Consider the following 18,454-nt stretch of genomic DNA (forward strand, 5'->3'; position numbering starts at 1 on the left):
CGCGCCGGGCCTAGCGCCGGCGCAGCAGGACCGCCACCGCGCCCGCGGTGGCGTCGGAGTGGGAGAGCGACAGCTGGATCTCGAGCGGGCCATGCCGCTCCGCCAGCTCGTGCGCCAGGCCGCTCAGCACCAGGTACGGCCGCCCCTCGGTTTCCCGTTCCACTTCCAGGTGATGCCAGCTCACGGCCCGGGCCCCCGGGAGGGACTGGAGCGCCTTGTAGGCGGCCTCCTTGGCGGCGATCCGCGCGGCGATGTGCATCGCCGGGCGGTACTTGCCCACCACGTACGCGCGCTCACGGTCGGTGAGGAAGCGGGCGATGACCCGGTCCCCGTGGCGCGCCAGCATCCGCTCCACGCGCACGATATCCACCAGGTCGATGCCGACGCCGATCAGTTCCATCGTGCCCAGACCATTTCCACGAAGCTTCGCAGGAAGTCCGGCACCGGCAGGTAGCCGCCGAGCACCAACCCCAGGCAGGCCGCGGCGCCGAAGAGCGCCAGGCCGGAGAGGACGAGCGGCCACCGGGGCCGGCGCCAGGCGCGGAGATCGGCGATCTCCGCGTCCCACCGGCGCCACTCCTCGTGCAGCGCCTCCTCAAGCGCGATCCACGCCGCCTCGAGCCGCCGCGCGCAGGCACCCACCGCGTCCTGCCAGGCGCGCTGGCCCGACCCGGCGGCACGGGCGCCGGGGATGGCCTGGTCGAGCGCCGCCAGGGCGGCCTGCAGCGCGCCGGTCCCGCGGCCCAGGCGGCCGGCCAGGGCAAGGGTTTCCTGCTGGTCGAGCGGGAGCCGCCGGGCCCGGGCGGCCGGGAGGCGGACCTCCGCGGCCGCGGCGAGGAGCCGCGCGCTGATCGCGGCGGCGGCCCGTTGGGCCACGGTGCCGACGGCCACCTGCCAGGCAGTCGACCAGGCTTCGCCGTCGAGGGTGGCGAGCGCGAGCTCGCGATCGCCCTCACGGGCCCAGCGGCGGGCGTCGCCGGCCAGGTCGAAGAGCTGCGTGACCAGCGCCAGGCGGATGTCGTCGAGCGCGATCCAGTGCTGGGGCGCGCCGGGGGCGGGCGGGGGCGCGACCAGCCGGCCGAGGCCGGGCCCCAGTTCGGGCACCAGGAGCGCGGCGCGATCGGTGGCCGGGGTCATCGCCGCGCCCAGTCCGGCGCCTCGCCGGCGAGGTCAGCCTCGGCCAGGACCGCCGGGCGCCCGGTGCGGGCCTCGAACCGGGCCGTGAAGGCCACCAGGGCGTCGGCGGTGCAGGCGGCGCGGGGCAGTCCCGTGGCCGCGATCATCCGCTCGATCCCCTCCGGGGGGCCCTCGATCTCCACCAGCACGTCCATGCGGGGGTACCACTCGAGCCGGGCCACGGTCTCGCCGAGGCGATAGACCTCGACCGCGCGGTCGATGGCGTGGGTCACCGCGTAGCCGAGGGCCCCCAGCAGGCCCAGGGCCGCGGCCCCATCCGACACGCCGAGCTCGAGCTCCTCGCGGTGCTTGTAGCCCGCCGGGTTCACGCTGGTGGGCCCCTTCCAGGCCAGTTCGGCCCGCTCGGCGCCGCGGTCCGGGATCCAGCGGCGCAGGCGGAGCACCTGGTCCCGCCCGGTGAGCGTGCCCGCCGCATCGAGGCGGGTGTCGCGGAGCAGCCCGCGGAAGACGGGCGTCGCGCCCGCCGCGGCGAGCGCGGCGCGGACCCGGTGCGGGTCCTCGACCACGGCCTTGAGCTCCAGTTCACTCGCCAAGGATCGCCTCCAGGACGCGAGCGGTGTCGCTCAGGTCCTCGAAGGCGTGGTCGGCGCCGGCCTCCGCGAGTTCGGCGACCGGGTAGGCGCCGGTGGCCACCCCGATGGCGCGGGCGGCGATGCCGCGGCCGCAGGTCACGTCGGCGGGGGTGTCGCCGATGATGATGACCTCGCGCCCATGGGGTCGCCGGCCGAAGTGCGGTTCGGCGCGCTGCGTGGCGATGGCGGGGAGGTCCGGCCGCCGGGCGGAGTCCGAGCCGAAGGCGCCCACGGGAAAGCGGGCCGGCGCGATCCCCGCCGACTGCAGCTTGAGCGCGGCGCCCTCGCGCATGTTGCCGGTGAGCAACCCGAGCATCACGTCGTCGCGGGCCTCGAGGGCCTCGAGCAGCGGCGTGATGCCGGGCATGACGGTGGTCTCGCTGCGCGGGTGCCGCAGCTCCTCGGCGAGGTAGCTGACGTAGCGGCGGCACAGGCTCCACACGAAGTCGGCGTCGGTGGCGCCGGGATGGCCGGCCAGGTCGAGCAGTTCCCTGACGATCTGCGGGTCGGTCTTGCCGTCGAAGCGCACCCGCTCGAAGGCGTCGCTGCCGCCGAGCTCGGCGTAGAGCGCGGCGGTGATGGCGCGGCGGCCGGCCCCCGCGGTGAGGAGGAGGGTGCCGTCGATGTCGAAGAGGACGAGGGTCCGCATGGAGGGCAATCTCGTCACTCCACCCGCCGCACCGCCACCAGCTGGGCCCGGAGCAGCATGGCGCGGGTGCCGGGGCTCCAGGGCTCGAGCACGAATCCGCCGCAGGCGACGGTGGAGTGGACCAGGGTATCGGACGGGCCCGCCAGCGCCACGTGGGTGACGCGCTCCCCGCGTTCGGAGAAGAAGAGCAGGTCGCCGGGCCGGTGCTGCCCGGGGGGCACCGCCTCGCCGACGGTGGCCTGCTGGGCGGCGTCCCGCGGCAGGGTGATCCCCCGCACGAGGAAGCTGGTCTGCACCAGCCCGGAGCAGTCGACGCCCCAGGGGGTGACCCCGCCCCACTGGTACGGCGTGCCGGCGAAGGCCCGGCGGGCCCAGAGGTCGGGCGAGACCGCGCGGGCGCGCGCGATCACGCGGTCGTACGGCGTGATCTCCCCGGCGATCACCGTGCCGCGGCGGCCGTCGGGGAGGTCCACCCGGGGGTGGGCCAGCCCCACCCGCGCGCGGATGGGGAGCCGGACGATGACGCCGTCCTCGGTGCGGACCACGGCGCCCTCGCTCCAGCCGCCGGCGCTGTCGCGCCAGCCGCGGGCCACCTCGTGGTCGGTCTCGAGGGCGTAGCCGCGGTGCACCCAGCCTTCGTAGCGGTCGAGGTCCAGCCGGACCCGGCGCCAGTCGCCCTGGGCCTCGAGCACCCGCGCGGTCTCGCCGAGGACGAACTGGGTCACCTGCTCGGCGCGGAGGTTCGGCTCGCGGTAGACCGGGGTGACGCCGGCGTGGCCGATGAGCGCGGTGGTGGTCATGCGGGGCCGTGCTCCTTGACGCAGGCCTGGCAGCGGGTGATGCCCTTGAAGCTGCACATGATGCAGATGAACGTGCCGCACTTGTCGCAGGGGTAGCCCTCGGAGGCACGCTCCTCGCGGCCACAGGCCCGGCAGCCCATCGCGTCCTTCTCCTTCAGGTCTTCCTTCTTCATCTGCCCGTCCTCCGTGGCCATCAGCCGGCGATGGCGTACCGCTTGATCTTGTTGATCAGCGTGGCGCGCGAGATCCCGAGCTCCTGGGCGGCGCGGGTCCGGTTGCCGCCGTGGTGCTTGAGGGTGCGCTCGATGTGGGCCCGTTCCAGCTCGTCCAGGGTCATCGGGGTGTGGCGGCGGTCGCCGGGACCGGGGCGGTTGCGGAATTCGCCCGGCAGGTGCTCCAGGCCGATGACCGGCTGGCCCCGGCCGAGGATCAGCGCCCGCTCCAGCACGTTGCGCATCTCCCGGACGTTGCCCGGCCAGACGTGATTCAGCAAGCGCTCCAGGGCGTCGGGGGCCAGGGCGGCGGGGGCGCCGGTGATGACCCGCTGCTGTTCGTTCATGAGGGCCAGCAGCAGCGCCAGCCGGTCGTCGCGCTCCCGCTCGCGGAGCGGCGGGATGTGCAGGGGCATGACGCTCAGCCGGTAGGCCAGGTCCTCGCGGAACCGGCCGGCCTCGACCGCGGCTTCGAGCGGGGCCGCGCTGGCCACGATCAGCCGGACGTCGGTGGCCAGCTCGCGGGTGCCGCCCACCCGGCGGAAGGTGCGGGTCTCGAGCAGGCGGAGGAGCTTGGGCTGCAGCTCGGAGGCGACGTCCGTGATCTCGTCAAAATAGAGCGTGCCGCCGGCCGCGGTCTCGAGCAGCCCGGGGCGGCGCTCGCGGCCCTCCTTCTCCGACGCCGACTCGGTGCCGAAGAGCTCGGCATCGAGGTCGGCCGCCGGCTTCCCGAAGGCGGTGACGTCCACGAAGGGCGCCTGCGCCCGCGGGGAGAGCTGGTGGATCATCTGCGCCAGCCAGTGCTTGCCGACCCCGCTCTCCCCGATGAGCAGCACGGGGGTGCGTTCCGAGAGCGCGACCAGCCCCACCTGGCGGGAGAACTCCCGCATGGCGGGAGAATCACCGAGGGCCTCCAGGCCCTCGCCGGGCTGGGCGCGGAGCAGGAGCAGCTCGTTGAGGCGGCGGAGCCGGACCTTGTCGGCCACGCGGGCCACGGCGGCGAGCAGGTGCTCGACGTCCATGGGCTTGGCCAGGAAGTTCTCGGCCCCCAGCTGCATGGCCTGCACGGCCGTGGCGACGTCGCCATGGCCGGTCAGCAGGATGACCGAGGCGTTGCGCTCGCGGAAGCGGCGCAGCGCCTCGAGCCCGTCCATGCCGGGCAGGTGCAGGTCGAGCACCACCACCTCGGGCCGGAGCCGGTCGTAGGCGGCGAGGCCGCTCTCGGCATCGAGTTCGCGGGCTACCTCGTAGCCGGCGCGCTCGAACACGGTCCCGACGGCGCGGAGCACGCCGACGTCATCATCGATGAGCAGGACGGAATCAGGCATGGCTGGTCCTCGGAAGGCGGGTCGGGACGCGCGGGAGGCGGAAGCCGAAGCGGGCGCCCCCCTCGGGGCGATTCTCGCCGGCGATCTCGCCGCCGTGGGCGCGGATGATGCCGTGGGAAATCGACAGGCCGAGGCCGGTGCCCTCACCGTGCCCCTTGGTGGTGAAGAACGGCTCGAAGACGCGCGGCATGGCGTCGGCCGGGACGCCGGGCCCGCTGTCGAGCACCTCGAAGCTCACGGAGTCGGCGTCCCACGCGGTGCGCACGTGGGCCTCGCGCCGCGGGGCCTCGGCCATGGCCTGCGCCGCGTTGATGAGCAGGTTGGTGATCACCTGGCGCACCTGGTCGGGGTCGCCGCTCACGGCGGGGAGGGTGGGGTCGAGGCCCAGGATCCACACCGCGCCGTCACTGGAGAGCGAGGGGGTGGCCGCGAAGGTCTCGCGCACGATCTGGTTGAGCTGCGTGTCGCGGCGCTCCAGCGGACGCAGCCGCGCGAAGGCGAGCAGGTCGTTGACGATCCGCGCGGCGCGCATCGCCTCGCGGCGGATGGTCTGGAGCCCCTGCACCAGCTCCTCGCCCTCCGCCTCGATGAGCAGCGCCTGGGCCATGGCGCTGATGCCCGCGAGGGGGTTGTTGAGCTCGTGGGCGGTGCCGGAGACCAGGGTGCCAAGGGCGGCGAGCTTCTCGGTCTGGGTGAGCCGCTGGCGCAGCTCGAGCTCGTCGGTGACGTCGGTGACCCCGACCACGAACCCGCCGCCGGCGCGGGGTGAGGCCATGATGGCCAGGTGCCGGCCGCCGGGCCCGTCGAGGTAGCAGCTCACGCGGTGCCCACCGGCCTGCGCCAGGGTGGCGAGCTCGGCCCCGTCGGCGGGCCAGGCGGCGAACAGCGAGGCGAGCGGCAGGCCGCGGAGGGCCGTCAGCTCCACGCCGGCCAGGTCGGCGATGTAGCGGTTGGCGCGCTCGATCCGGCCGTGGCGGTCGACCAGCGCCAGCCCGCTGCCCAGGCCGTCGAAGGCCGCCTGCCACTCCTGCTTGACCCGGGTGACGGTGGCGAGCAGGCGGCCGCGGCCGATGGCCAGCGCCGCCTGGTCCGCGAAGGCGCTGGCCAGCAGCCGGTCGGCCTCACCGTACGCCCGCGGCGCGTCGTGGTAGAAGCCGAGCCAGCCGATCACCCGGCCGCCGTACGCCAGGGGGAGCGCCGCCAGCCCCGCGAAGCCCTCCGCCAGCACCTCCGCGTGCACCGGGCTCGCGGTGAGCGTCCGGGCGTCGGTGGTGAAGAACGCCTCGCCGCGCAGCACCGACTGCCACGCCGCCATCTGCCGGAAATGGGTGGCGACGGCCGCCAGGTACTCGTCCGAGAGCCCCTCCGACGCCACCGGCAGGACCTCGCCGTCCTCGCGCAGCAGGAAGACGCTGGCCCGCTCGGCGCCGAAGACCCGGCGACCCTCGGCGGCCACCGCGGCGATGGTCTCGCCGACATCCTCGGTGTTGGCGAGGACGCGGGCCACCCGGCTCAGCGCGGCGAGGTAGGCGGCGGGGATCATGGGGCCGGCGGCCGGATCACCCGGATGGCGCCGGGCACGACTTCGGCCACGAACGGCGTGGCGCCGTGGGACTCGCCGTCGAGCTGCACCGGTTCCACCGGCACGGTCTCCACCCGGACCACGCGGCCCTGGGCGTACGCCACCCGGGCCGGGTGGGTACCGGCATCGGCCTGGCCACGGAGCAGCTCCCAGACCACCTGCATGCTCTCGGTGAAGTTCTCGGCGCGGACCACCACCACGTCGAGCAGCCCGTCGTCGGGGGCGATGCCGCGGCGCAGCTTGATGAAGGGCGGGATCACCTCGCCGCAGTTGGCCACCAGCACCAGCGCGGCCTGCGCCTCGTACTCCACGCCGTCGACGGTGATCAGGTGGTGGGCGCTGCGCAGCTCCGGCATCAGCCGCAGGGTGGTGGCCACGTAGGCGGCGAGGCGCCAGCGATGCTTGTCGAGGGTGGTGGTCTCGGCCATCACCCGGGCGTCGTAGCCCGCGCCGCAGGCCACCGCGAAGTAGTGGGTGCCATCGTCCCGCTCCATGCGCCCGAGGTCGAGGGGGCAGACCGTGCCCTGGAGCAGGGCCCGCGCGGCGCGGACGGGGTGGGTGGGGATGCGCAGGTTGCCGGCCAGGAGGTTGCCGGTGCCGCCGGGAATGACGCCCAGCGCCACGGGGGTCCCCACCAGCGCGGCTGCGGCCTGCATGGTGGTGCCATCGCCCCCGAAGACGCCGACGACGTCGAAGCGGTCGCGCACCGCCTCCGCGGCGAAGCGCCGGGCGTCCCCGGCGCCGCCGGTGGCGCGCAGCACCACGTCCCAGCCGCCGCGCTGCAGCGTCTGCACCACCGCCTGGACCGAGACCTCCTCGGTCCGGGCGGCGGCCGGGTTGGTGATGACGAGGGCGCGGGTCACGCGTCAGTACTCCCGGTCCCAGAGCACATCGAAGCCCACCTGGTACTTGTTGACCGACAGCGTCGGCTGGTTGAGCGCCACCTGGCAGGAGTAGGCCGGTTCCACGCTGGTCTTGAGCCGGAGCTGCCGGGACACCCGGAACTCGGCGTTGGGATAGAACCGCCGCGCGTTGGTGCAGAGGTCGGCCACCACCGTGACGAACCAGCGGCGCCCGATCTGCCAACCGGCCGCGACCTGCGCCACCTGGGCCGCGCCGGTCTGCCCGCCGAGGCCCGCCGCGCCGGCGCCGCCGGCGCGGATGTCGATGTAGTCGATGGGGACACCGAGGTCGCTGATCAGGGTCCGCTGGATCTCGCTGGAGAGCGCGCTCGAGAGGTAGGAGAGCCCGGTCTCGACCGCGGCGTACTGGCTCCCCTGCCCCGCCTGCCCCTGCAGGCTGAAGGTGGGCCGGTTGAACATCAGGTAGCTCACCAGTTCCGTCTGGGAGAGCGCCGGACGGTTCGAGGTGGGGGGGCTCGAGAGTTCCAGCCTGGGCTGCAGCATGGTCCCGGTGATCCGCGCGATCACGGGGATCTCCTCGCTGGTCTCGGCGGCGATGACCGTGTGGCGCGCCTCGATGTCGAGCCCGGCGTTGAGGTCCGGCGTCCCGAAGTAGCGCACGGTGCCGCGCTCCACGGTGAACTCGCGGGCCACGATGCCCCCGATACGCAGGGTGTAGCTCCCCCGCAGCGCGGTGAGCGAGCCGTCGTAGCGGTAGCGGTCGCGCACCTTGCTGACGCCGAGGCTGCCGTCCAGCTGGATGTTGGCCTCGTTGGAGCGGAGCCAGAAGCTCTCGCCCATCTGGACCTGCAGGGTGTCGATGGCGAGCGAATCGAGGAACCGGCTCTGGAAGTTGGCGCCCAGCCGCTCGGTACGGACCAGGTCGAGGTCGATGAGCCCGCTGTCGCCGGGATTCTCGAGGTCCACGATCCGCTTGGTGATGAGGTCGGCGAAGTGCAGGTTGCCGGCGTCGGCCGTCACCCGGCCGGTCAGGTGCGCGCCGAAGACGGGGCCGGTCAGCTCCACGGCACCGCTGGCATCGAGGGTGAGGAAGCGCCGCACGTCGATGGTGCGGAAGCGGCGGGCCCGCAGGGTCAGGCCGAGCACGGGCCGGGTGAGGCGCGCCAGGCGGACCGTCCCGCCCGCCCGCAGCGTCCCCTCGCCACTGCGGGCGAGCAGCGAGTCGACCACGATGGAGTCGCCCACGAGGTGCGCGGCGGCATGGACCCCGGTGTAGCGGACCCCGAGTCCCGGCACCTGGGCGGAGGCGGCCTCGATGGCCAGGCGGCCGGCCAGGCGCGGGGCATCCCAGCTCCCCTCGACGGCCACATCGGCGCGGAGGGTGCCGCGCACCCGGCGCAGGTTGCGGGTGAACGCCTCGACCACGCCCAGGTCGGTGCTGTCGGCGATCGCGCGCACCCGGAGCGGTCCCTCCACCTGCCGGCGCGGCACGGCCTGCAGGGCGAGATCCAGCGGCAGCTCGGCCTCGAGGCGCAGCACCGGCTCGCCGGTGCGCCACAGCAGGAGGTTCGCGTCGAGCCGGCGGTCGGCGTAGTTGATGATCCCCTGCACGAACGGCGAGCCGAGCTCCCCCACCGACAGGTCGGCGAGCGACCCGGTGCCCTGCAGCGTGGGGGATCGCGCGGTGCCGCCGACGGCGACGTCGAGCTGCACCGCGCCCGCGATGCCGGCGGTGTCGCGCTCGAGCAGCGCGTAGACGTCGCGCAGGTCCACGCCGGTGGCGCTGATGGCGAGCTCGCCCGGGGCGGCGCGGGGCACCGTGCCCTGCACGGAGAACGCGCCGGAGCCGTCGCTGGCGGCCAGGGTCACGCCCGCGAGGGCCACGCGCCCGCCGGCCAGCACCACCGTGGCGGGGCCGGTGAGCGCCCAGTCGTGGTGCGGCAGGTCGGCGGCCAGGGAGTCGACCACGATCACCTGCGAGTCGGCGGGGGCGCGGAAGCTGCCGGCGGCGCCCACCGTGGCCAGCCCGGCGAGGCGGCCCTGCCCACCCCAGCGGAGCGAGTCCTGGTAGCCCCCGACCACCAGGTCGAGGTCCTCCAGCCGCCAGCGCCCCACCACCACCGAGTCCGCCCGGAGTCCACCGCCGACCTCCGGGCGCGCCACGCCGCGCCATCCGAGGGCGGCGGCGGCGGCGGGCACCCGGACGCCGCGCCAGCCCAGGGCGGTGCCGCGGGCCTGCAGCAGCAACCGCGGCTCGCGCCCGGTGCCGGAGAGCTGCACCTCGCCGGTGACGCTGCCGTCGAGGGAATCGGCGGCGGCGGTGGAGTCTTCGCCCGGGACGGTCAGGCCCGAGAGGAACGGGGCGAAGGCGGCGAGGCTGTCGGCGGTGAACCGCCCGGTGACGCGGCCCGCCTCCTCGCCCTGCCAGGCCAGGCGCCCGCTCGCGGCGAGGCCGCCGGCGCGCCACCCCGCCTCGAGGGTATCGACGAGGACCACGCCGTCGACCGCGCGCGCCAGCGTGTGCACCGTGTCGAGGGTGAAGCGCCCCAGCCGCGTCCGGCCCAGGTCCAGCGCCAGGCTGCCGGAGGGACCGGCCAGGCTGTCGAGCGCGCCATCCGCGCGCAGGGCGCCGGTCAGCCGGGTGGCGGGCCCGGTGCCGCGGAGGCGGGCCAGGTCGAGCCCCGTGAAGCGCGCCGTGAGGCTCTCGGCCACGATCCGTCCCGGCGCGCGGCCGATGGTGCCCTCCAGCGCCAGGCGGCCGAGGTCGCCGGTGACGTCGAGCCGGGTGAAGAACCGGTCGGTGGTGCCGCGCACCGCGATCGGCCCTTCCACCGCGCCCTGCACCGGGATCGCGGGATACCCGGGGCGGATCCCGTCGAAGACGAGCGGCGCGGCGTCGAACAGCGCGTCGAAGTGGACGGTGTCCTGCCGGGTGTCGAGCAGGGCCTGCAGGGCGCCGCGGCTCTCCGGCAGGTCGCCGTCGCGGTGGGCGAACTGGCCCTCGTACGTGACCGCGCGCCACGGCCCGCGCAGCACGCCCGCCAGCTGCACCCGGCCGCGGAGCTCCACCGCGGGCGCCAGCCGCCGCACCGTGCCCAGGTCCACATCGGCGTGCACCAGCTCGAGGCTGTCGAACAGCGTCCCCGTCGGGCCGCCCAGCACCAGGTGGCCCCCGCCGGCCAGGAGCGTGACCGGCGCGCCGGGGACGCTGTCATCGCGGAAGGCGAGGTCCATGGTGAGGTCCAGGCCGTCGCGGAAGCCGGCGCCGACCAGGCGGCCATCGAGCACGCCGTGGAGGGGCAGGGTATCCAGATAGGGCCGCGGCACGTCGAGGTCGAGGCCCTCGAGGTCGAGCGTCATCGCCTCCACCCCGAGCCCGCGCCGCTGGTCCACCAGCGCAGTCACGGTGCCCGTCAGCCGGCCCGGCGCACCGCGCAGGTCGAGCCCCTGCAGGGTGTAGGCGGTGAGCTGGTCGGAGCGGGAGCGCGCGGTGACCACCGTCCGGCCGGTGAGCGCGGGGAAGTCGGGGGAGATCCAGCGCAGGTCCGCGAGGTCGAGGGTGTCCGCGGTGAGGGTGAAGTCGTAGAGGACCGGACCGCGTGGCCAGGTGAGGATGCCGCCGCCGCTCAGGCGGCTGTGGGCCAGCGCGGCCCGGTGCGCGGTGAAGGCCAGGCTGTCGCCGTGCGTCCAGGCGTGCGCGGCGAGGTCGACAACGGCCACCGCCGGGTCGCTCACCCGGGTGCGCAGGCTGTCGACGTCGAAGGTGAGCGGGGCGTGGTCGGGGGTGCTGATGACCAGGCGCGGCAGCCGCGCGTGCAGGGAGTCGAGCACCACCACGCGGCGGAGCCCGTCCGGCGTGGCGAGCACCACCCGCCCGGGACGGGCGCGGTCGCGGGCCAGCGCCTCGGCCACCAGGGCCGCGGTGCGCGCGGTGTCCGGGGGATGCCACGGGAGCCGCAGCTCGATGCGCCCGCCGCGGATGCGCAGATCGCGCACCTCCACCAGTGGGGAGGCCCCGCCCCCGGGCCCCTCCCCGAGGCGGAAGATCTCCTGGTGGTTGAGCCGCCCGTTCTGCCGCTTCACGATCCGCACGTCGGGATGGTCGAGCTCCGCCCCGGCGAAGACGATGCGCCCCGCGAGGAGGTCCGCGAGCCGGTAGCGCACCGCCATCCGGTCGACGGTGGCGAACGGCTCGCCCAGGGTGTCCTGGATGGCCACCCGCTCCAGCTCGATGGTGGAGAGGAACGAGCCGGAGACGCGGCCCACCGTGAAGCGCCCCCGGAACATCCGGGTGAGCTCCTGGCTGGCCACCCGCCCGAGGGTGCGGTGCCCCGCCTCGGTATAGAGCAGCGCGGTGAGGGTGCCGAGCACCGTGGGCGCCAGCGCCAGGAGCAGCGCGGCGGGGAAGCGCCGCAGGTGGCGGCGCATCAGAACGCCTGCCCGAAGCTGAAATGGTAGGTCAGGCGGCTCCGGCGCCGCTGCACGAAGTCGTTCGGCTCCCGGCTGAGCGTGCCGTCGCTCTTCTGCAGGTAGAGCGCGCCGGACGGCTGGTCGTAGCCGTTGTAGGCCACGTCGAAGCGCGCCGGCCCGAGGGGGGTGCTGAGCCGGAGCCCGGCGCCGGGGGTCACGCGGACCTGGAACGGGGAGAGCCCGCGTTCCCCGCGCTGGTACAGGGTGCCGGCATCCACGAACAGCGCCAGCCGCAGGCGCGAGCTCCACACCGGCGCGGGCCAGCGCAGCTCCAGCTGGGCCACGCCGAGCGAGTTGCCGCCGGTGGCGCTGTAGCGGGGCCGCAGGGTGCCGCGGTCGAGCGAGTCCTGCCGCTCGGGCGTGATGGTGTCGCGCGCCAGCACGTAGACCACCGGCCCGAGCGCGTTGCGGTCGAAGCCGCGGACGTCATTGGGGCCGCCGGCATAGAAGCGCTGCTCGGGCGGGATGAAGCTGCCGCTGGCGCTGTCGATGGACACCGTCGGCGCAAAGATCAGCCCGCCGCGCAGGTGCCAGGAGAGCACCGCCCCGCCGGTGCCGAGGGGGCGGTACCACGCGGCGTCGCCGGTGACGCGGGTGAAGGTCTGGAAGCGCGCGGAGCCGGTGATCGGGGAGCTGTGGCTCACGTCGAAGCTGATCAGGTGGCCGCGGCTCGGGTCGAGCGGGTTGTTCTGCCGGGGCCAGCTGACCCCCGCGGTGACCACGCCGAGCAGCCGCTCTTCCTGCAGGCGGGTGGCGTCCTCCGGACTGCAGGCGTTGAAGAAGGCGCAGAAGGTGGCGGCGCTGGCGGTGGTCCCGCCGAAGGACAGGCGGTACGAGAGCGCGATCGGCACCCGCCGCACGGTCTCGCGCTGCAGCAGGAGGCTCACGCCCACCTCCTCGCGGCGGTAGATCGTGAACTCGCTGCGGCGCTCGCCGTAGAGGCTCACCGTGCCGGTGATGTCCGGGGTGAAGAACCGCGGCTGGCGCACCAGGGCGGTGACGTTGTAGTTGGCCTTCGAGGAGCCGATCGTGTCGCCCGCGAGGCCCTTGCAGATCGAGGACTCGAGCCCGAAATCGAACGGGGTGCCCACCCCCACCTGGGACACCCGGCCCGAGATGTCGAACAGGCGGCCGGTGCCGAACAGGTTGCGGTCGGTCCACCCCACCCCGCCGCGGAAGCACTCGTTGGTGGCAAAGCCGACGCTGCTCCGCAGCCGGTGCGCCCGTCCCTCCGAGACCTGCACCGTGATCGGCACCACCGTGCTGTCGGCCGCGTAGCGGCTCGAATCCACGGTCACGGTGGCCAGCCGGAACAGCTCCGTCTGGTACAGCTTGCGCTGGCTCTGGAAGATGTCCTGCTGGGCGAAAGGCTGGCCCTCCCGCACCGACAGCAGCTGCCGCACGAAGGTCGAGTCCACCCGGGTGCCCCCCTCCACCCGCACCGGCCCCACCCGCGCGAACGGCCCCGGCACCACCAGGAGCGACACCCGCGCGGTCCGCGTCGCCCGGTCCACCTCGTAGTTGCGGAACACCTCCGCGCCCGGATGCCCCCGGTTGCGCAGCCGGTTGATGATGGTGTCCGCCGTGGCCTGGAAGAGGAAGCGGTTGAACGGCGCGCCGGTGCGGAGCGGCAGGTCGGCGAGGACCTCGTCCCGGACGGCCAGGGAATCGAGGCCCTCGACCGCCATCGCGCGCACCTCGATCGGCGGGCCCTCGGTGATCCGGAAGGTCAGCTCCACCTCGCGCCGGCGCCGCTCGACCGTGGTATCCACGGTCACGTCCATGAAGCCGCTCTGCCGGTAGAACAGGGTGAGTCGCAGGACGTCCCGGCGGAACTCCACGGGGTCGAAGTACCGCCGCTCGCCCAGCCCGATCCAGCGCACCAGCGCGCTGCGCGCGAACCAGCTGGAGTTCGTGGTGCCGATGGCCACGCCGAGGGTATAGTCATCGATCGCGTGGTTGCCTTCGAAGTGCAGCCCCCGCACCACGACGGTATCCTGCGCCGCGACCGGCGCGGCGACGGATCCACCGAAGAGCAGGGCCAGCATCACCCCGGCACGACGCGTCAGAAAATCAGACAGAGACCCACACTCCCGGCGGCCCGGTTCCCCGAATTGACGACACACTGCAAGTGCTGTAGGATGGCGGGGTTACACGGGAGTGTCAACGCGTGTTGCAGCCCCAATCCGGAGACTGAATGATTTCGACATGGTGGCGGGTGTGGCGCGGGGTGCGGCGGTCAGCCGGACGGGGATTGCTGCCCCTGCTCCTGCTGGGGCTAGTGACCCCGGCAGGCCTCCCCGCGCAGCTGTCGCGCAAGGCGGTGCGTGAGCTGGATTCCCTGCTCGACACCCCGCCATTCCACCGCAACCTCTGGGGCGTGGCCCTGGTGGACGAGAAGGGCCGCCTGGTCTACGGCCGCAACGCCGACAAGCTGTTCATCCCCGCCAGCAATACCAAGCTGGTGGTGAGTGCCGTCGCCGCCGCGCGGCTTCCCCCCGACTGGACCATCCCCACCAGCGTCTACGCCGCGGGCCCCCTCGACGGCGGCACCGTCCACGGCGACCTGGTGCTCTACGGCCGCGGCGACCCGACCTTCGGGCGCCGCTGCTACCACACCGACACCACCCGGGCCGGGGTCTGCGACCGCGATCCGCTCACCCGGCTCCGCGCCCTGGCCGTGGCGCTGCACGACCGCGGGGTCCGGGTGGTGGCCGGCGATCTGGTCGGCGATGGCAGCTGGTTCGACGGGGAGCTGGTCCACCCCGACTGGGGCAACTACGACCTCAACTGGTGGTATGCCGCGCCGGTGGCCGGCCTCGGCTTCAACGACAACAGCGTGGACATCGCCTGGAGCCCCGCCGCCACCGAGGATGCCCCGGCCCGGCTGACGCTCGACCCCGACTTCGGCGACGTGGCGCTGGAAAACCGTACCCGCACCGTGGCCGCCGGGGGCGAGACGGACATCGGTGACCGGATGTACCGCGAGCCGGGGACCCTGCACCTCTGGGCCGAGGGCACCGTGGCGCTCGACGCCCGCGGCGGGACCGAGTCGTTCGCGCTCCCCGACCCGAGCCTCTTCACGGCGCGCGCCTTCCGCCGCGCGCTGGAGGAGGCGGGCATCAGCGTGCTCGGCACCACTCGCAGCACCGCCGATTCGCTCAAGTACCACGCGGCCCGCCAGGGCGAGCCGCTGGCCGAGACCGCCAGCCGGCCCCTCAGCGACTGGATCTTCCCGATCCTCAACACCAGCCAGAACTGGTACGCCGACATGCTGCTCAAGCAGCTGGGCCGGCAGTTCGGCGGCGGCGGCAGCTGGGCGGGCGGCCTCGCGGTGGAACGCCGCTTCCTGATCGATTCCATGGGGATCGACTCGACGCTCTTTGCCCTGGCGGACGGCTCCGGCCTGTCCGCGTCCAACCTCGTGGCGCCCCTGGCGTTCACCGGGCTGCTGCGGTTCATGCGCCAGCACCCCCACTACGCGTCCAGCTTCGCGCCGGGGCTGCCGCAGTCGGGCAACACCGGAAGCCTCAAGAACCGGTTCCTCGGCACCCCGCTCGAGGGACGGGTGTGGGCCAAGACCGGCAGCATCTCGCGGGTGAACACCCTGTCGGGCTACCTCGAGCTGCCCGACGGCCGCACGTTCACCTTCTCGGTGCAGGCCAACCACCACGTGCAGGGAGGCCGGCGCACGCTCAGCCAGATTGACGCCATCGTGACCGCGATGGCCCGCGGCGTGACCCGGAGGTGATGCCATGCACCTGCTGCTGATCCGCCACGCCGACGCCGGCGAGCACGACCCCTCCCGCTGGCCCGACGACACCCTGCGCCCCATGACCGACGCGGGCGCGAAGCGGCACAAGCGGGTGGCCCGCCGGCTGCGGCGGCGGAAGGTCGCGCCCACGCTGCTGCTGGCGAGCCCCTGGCTCCGCGCCTGGCAGACGGCGCTGCTCACGGCGGAGGTCACCCGGTGCCCGGCGCCGGTGGCCTGCCCCGCGCTGGCTGCGGCCCCGGACCTTCGCGCCCTCGCGCGGGCCCTCGGCCCCCAGCCGCCCGAGGCGATCGTGGCCCTGGTCGGGCACGAGCCCTGGCTCGGCCAGCTGGCGGCGCTGCTGCTCACCGGAAATGCGACCGGCATGGCGGTGGATGTCCCGAAGAGCGGGGTCCTCGGGCTGGAGAGCGGCGGCCTCGAGGCCGGTGGCGCACGCCTCGCCTTCTTCTGGCGCCGCTAGCCGCGGCGGCACGGTCGCCGTCCCCGCCACGGCGCTGTATTTTCCCCCGCCATGTCCACCACACCCGCGTACTCCGTCGCGATCATCGGCAGCGGCCCCTCGGGGTTCTACGCCGCCGAGCACCTGCTCAAGCAGCTCCCCGGCGTGGCGCTCGACCTGTATGACCGCCTCCCCACGCCCTTCGGCCTGGTCCGCGGCGGCGTGGCCCCCGACCACCAGAAGATCAAGTCGGTCACCCGGGTCTACGAAAAGATCGCCGCGCATCCCGGGTTCCGGTTCTTCGGGCACGTGCGGATCGGCGCCGACCTCTCCCGCGAGGAGCTGCTGCGGCACTACCACGCGGTGATCTACGCCTGCGGCGCGCAGAGTGATCGCGCCCTCGGCGTCCCCGGCGAGGAGCTGCCGGGCAGCCACGCCGCCACCGAGTTCGTGGGCTGGTACAACGGCCACCCCGACTACCGCGACCGGGTCTTCGACCTCGCGCAGGAGAGCGTGGCGGTCATCGGCATGGGGAACGTGGCGGTCGACGTGGTGCGGGTGCTGGCCCGGACCCCGGCGGAACTGCACGGCACCGACATCGCCGGCCATGCGCTCGAGGCCCTGACGCACAGCCAGGTGCGCCACATCCACATGATCGGCCGGCGCGGCCCGGTGCAGGGCGCCTTCACCAATCCCGAGCTCAAGGAGCTGGGCGAGATGGCCGACGCGGACATCCTGGTGCGCCCGGAGGACCTCGCGCTCGACCCGGGCAGCGCCGCCGTGCTCGCGCGGGGCGACGACAAGGGCCTGGAGCGGAACATCGAGACCCTGCGCGCCTTCGCGGCCCGCCGCCCCACCGGGAAGCGCAAGGTGATCCACCTGCGGTTCCAGCGCTCGCCGCTGGAACTGCAGGGCGCCGGCCGGGTGCAGCGGATGGTGCTCGGGCACAACCGCCTGGTGAGCAGCCCCGGGGGAGACATCAAGGCGGAGGCGACCGGCGAGCGGGAGACCCTCGAGACCGGCCTCGTCTTCCGCTCGGTCGGGTACTATGGCACCGGCATTCCCGGCGTGGCCTTCGACGGCAAGCGGGGCGTGATCCCCAACCAGCAGGGCCGGGTGCTGACGGCAGACGGCGCCTGCGCGCCGGGCGAGTACGCGGTGGGCTGGATCAAGCGGGGCCCGAGCGGCGTGATCGGCACCAACAAGCCGGACGCCGTGGAGAGCGCCGACCTCCTCCTCGAGGACGCCGCCGCGGGCCGGCTCAACCCCGCGGCGGAACCGGGCCGGGCCGGGATCGAGCGCCTCCTCGCGACGCGCGGGGTGCGGGTGGTCGGGTGGAGCGACTGGCAGCGACTCGACCAGCTGGAGCAGGGCCACGGCAAGGCACTCGGCCGGCCGCGCCTCAAGTTCACCCGCGTGGCCGAGATGCTCGCGGCCCTGGACCGGGCCTGATGCGCGGGCGGGCGTGGGGCGCGGCAGCGCTGGGGCTGGCCCTCGGGGGCTGCGCCGCGCTGGGCGGCTTCCTGAACGAGTTCGGCACCGAGCGTCCCCCCGCCCCGCTCGACGAAGCCACCGTGGCGAGCGACGCCCGGCTCGACCCGAGCGGCGCGGTGGCCGGGAGCTTCGTGGGCGAAGGCACCAGCCGCGCGGTCCACCTGCTCTCCAGCGACACCGCCCTCATCGGGGCCCTGGCGCGCCGCTACCGCCCGGTCGACGCGCGCCGCGACGATACCTGGGAGTGGCTCGCCACGCAGCGCAGCGTGGTAATCCCCCTCGACCCGGCGCGCGACTCCGTGCTCCGCGGGCAGCACATCCTGGTGGGCTCCCCCGAGGGGCACACGCCGGTGCGGCTGGAGAGCATCACGCTGCGCGCCCCGAGCTGCGGCCCGCTCGGCGCCCAGGCAGAGCTGGTGGTCCGCGAGACCGGGGCGAGTCGCGGCCCCTCGCTGCGCGGCCCGGTGGTGGGGGCGTTCTTTGCGCCCGATGACTACTACGCCGCCCTCAATCGCGCCTGGCGCGACCCGATCCCCGATCCGACGTCGGCCCTCGAGGACAGCCTTGTGGGCTGGACCCGGCGGGCCATGGACTCGCTGGTGGCGCTCCGCGCCACGGCGCGCGACCTGCCGCTCACCCCGGCCCCGGCCGCGCCACTCGCGCTCAACGGGCTGGAAGACGACGACGCCGCCGACCTGCAGCCCTTCCGGCTGGACGACGGCCGCATCCGCTACGCGGTCTCCCTGCGGGAGCGGCGCCGGACCGCCCAGGGCACCGAGGTCCTGGCGGCGATCGTCATGGCCTGGGACGCGACAGGCGCGTGGCAACAGGTCATCTTCCGTCCCACGCTGCTGGAGTACCGGCGCAACCGGCTGGTGCGCGGCCACGGCACCACCCCGCCGCTCTTCTGGCGGCGGCTGGCCCCGGTGAGCGGCTTTGCCTACGGGCGCGACTACCTCTGGATGGAGCAGGTGGATGTCGAGGCGGGCCGCGTGCTGTGGGTGATCCTCGAACCCCGCAGTAACACCGTGGTGGCCGCCGCCGACATGGATGGACCGTGCTGACCCTCCGCGCCG

15 protein-coding genes are annotated in these 18,454 nt (G+C 74.3%); 4 read left to right on the top strand and 11 right to left on the bottom strand.

Annotation, left to right across the window (positions count from 1 at the left end; translation table 11 throughout):
* Nucleotides 1-10 precede the first annotated feature (10 nt).
* The 11 genes from acpS to IPJ95_17335 are packed head-to-tail and all read right to left on the bottom strand — an operon-like array spanning nt 11 to nt 13,721.
* A complete protein-coding gene (gene acpS, locus IPJ95_17285) occupies nt 11-400 on the bottom strand; it encodes a holo-ACP synthase (GenBank protein MBK7925355.1) in 390 nt (129 codons plus the stop codon).
* On the bottom strand, nt 391-1,137 hold the full coding sequence (locus IPJ95_17290; GenBank protein ID MBK7925356.1) for a hypothetical protein: 747 nt from the start codon (nt 1,135-1,137) through the stop codon (nt 391-393). The genes acpS and IPJ95_17290 overlap by 10 nt, the downstream gene beginning before the upstream one ends.
* Entirely contained in the window at nt 1,134-1,730 is a 597-nt protein-coding gene (locus IPJ95_17295; protein ID MBK7925357.1) for a CYTH domain-containing protein, read from the bottom strand. The genes IPJ95_17290 and IPJ95_17295 overlap by 4 nt, the downstream gene beginning before the upstream one ends.
* Entirely contained in the window at nt 1,720-2,418 is a 699-nt protein-coding gene (locus IPJ95_17300; GenBank protein MBK7925358.1) for an HAD hydrolase-like protein, read from the bottom strand. The genes IPJ95_17295 and IPJ95_17300 overlap by 11 nt, the downstream gene beginning before the upstream one ends.
* A 14-nt stretch (nt 2,419-2,432) precedes the next feature.
* Entirely contained in the window at nt 2,433-3,218 is a 786-nt protein-coding gene (locus IPJ95_17305; protein ID MBK7925359.1) for a C40 family peptidase, read from the bottom strand.
* Entirely contained in the window at nt 3,215-3,391 is a 177-nt protein-coding gene (locus IPJ95_17310) for a hypothetical protein (protein MBK7925360.1), read from the bottom strand. The genes IPJ95_17305 and IPJ95_17310 overlap by 4 nt, the downstream gene beginning before the upstream one ends.
* A 20-nt stretch (nt 3,392-3,411) precedes the next feature.
* Nucleotides 3,412-4,758 (bottom strand): sigma-54-dependent Fis family transcriptional regulator, encoded by a 1,347-nt coding sequence (locus IPJ95_17315; protein MBK7925361.1) that lies wholly within the window; start codon nt 4,756-4,758, stop codon nt 3,412-3,414.
* Nucleotides 4,751-6,301 carry a GAF domain-containing protein gene (locus IPJ95_17320; GenBank protein ID MBK7925362.1) on the bottom strand — a complete coding sequence of 517 codons (1,551 nt, stop codon included), beginning with the start codon at nt 6,299-6,301 and terminating at the stop codon, nt 4,751-4,753. Before IPJ95_17320 ends, IPJ95_17315 begins: the two co-directional genes overlap by 8 nt.
* Nucleotides 6,298-7,203, bottom strand: coding sequence for a diacylglycerol kinase family lipid kinase (locus IPJ95_17325; GenBank protein MBK7925363.1), 906 nt, complete (start codon nt 7,201-7,203; stop codon nt 6,298-6,300). The genes IPJ95_17320 and IPJ95_17325 overlap by 4 nt, the downstream gene beginning before the upstream one ends.
* Nucleotides 7,204-7,206: 3 nt before the next feature.
* Entirely contained in the window at nt 7,207-11,631 is a 4,425-nt protein-coding gene (locus tag IPJ95_17330) for a translocation/assembly module TamB domain-containing protein (protein MBK7925364.1), read from the bottom strand.
* Nucleotides 11,631-13,721: a BamA/TamA family outer membrane protein gene (locus tag IPJ95_17335; protein MBK7925365.1), complete on the bottom strand. Its 2,091-nt coding sequence runs from the start codon at nt 13,719-13,721 to the stop codon at nt 11,631-11,633. Before IPJ95_17335 ends, IPJ95_17330 begins: the two co-directional genes overlap by 1 nt.
* Nucleotides 13,722-13,927: 206 nt before the next feature.
* Between IPJ95_17335 and dacB the strand changes: the two genes are divergently transcribed.
* From dacB to IPJ95_17355, 4 genes are read left to right on the top strand one after another with little or no spacing between them, the layout of a single operon-like run.
* Nucleotides 13,928-15,424, top strand: coding sequence for a D-alanyl-D-alanine carboxypeptidase/D-alanyl-D-alanine-endopeptidase (dacB, locus tag IPJ95_17340; GenBank protein ID MBK7925366.1), 1,497 nt, complete (start codon nt 13,928-13,930; stop codon nt 15,422-15,424).
* 4 nt (nt 15,425-15,428) lie between these two features.
* Nucleotides 15,429-15,905, top strand: a complete 477-nt coding sequence (locus IPJ95_17345) for a histidine phosphatase family protein (protein MBK7925367.1) — start codon at nt 15,429-15,431, stop codon at nt 15,903-15,905.
* Between the two features lie 51 nt (nt 15,906-15,956).
* Nucleotides 15,957-17,336 (top strand): FAD-dependent oxidoreductase, encoded by a 1,380-nt coding sequence (locus IPJ95_17350; protein ID MBK7925368.1) that lies wholly within the window; start codon nt 15,957-15,959, stop codon nt 17,334-17,336.
* On the top strand, nt 17,336-18,442 hold the full coding sequence (locus IPJ95_17355; GenBank protein ID MBK7925369.1) for a hypothetical protein: 1,107 nt from the start codon (nt 17,336-17,338) through the stop codon (nt 18,440-18,442). The genes IPJ95_17350 and IPJ95_17355 overlap by 1 nt, the downstream gene beginning before the upstream one ends.
* Nucleotides 18,443-18,454: the final 12 nt, after the last annotated feature.

It is taken from the genome of Gemmatimonadota bacterium (genome assembly GCA_016713785.1).
In the GTDB taxonomy this organism is placed as follows: domain Bacteria; phylum Gemmatimonadota; class Gemmatimonadetes; order Gemmatimonadales; family GWC2-71-9; genus JADJOM01.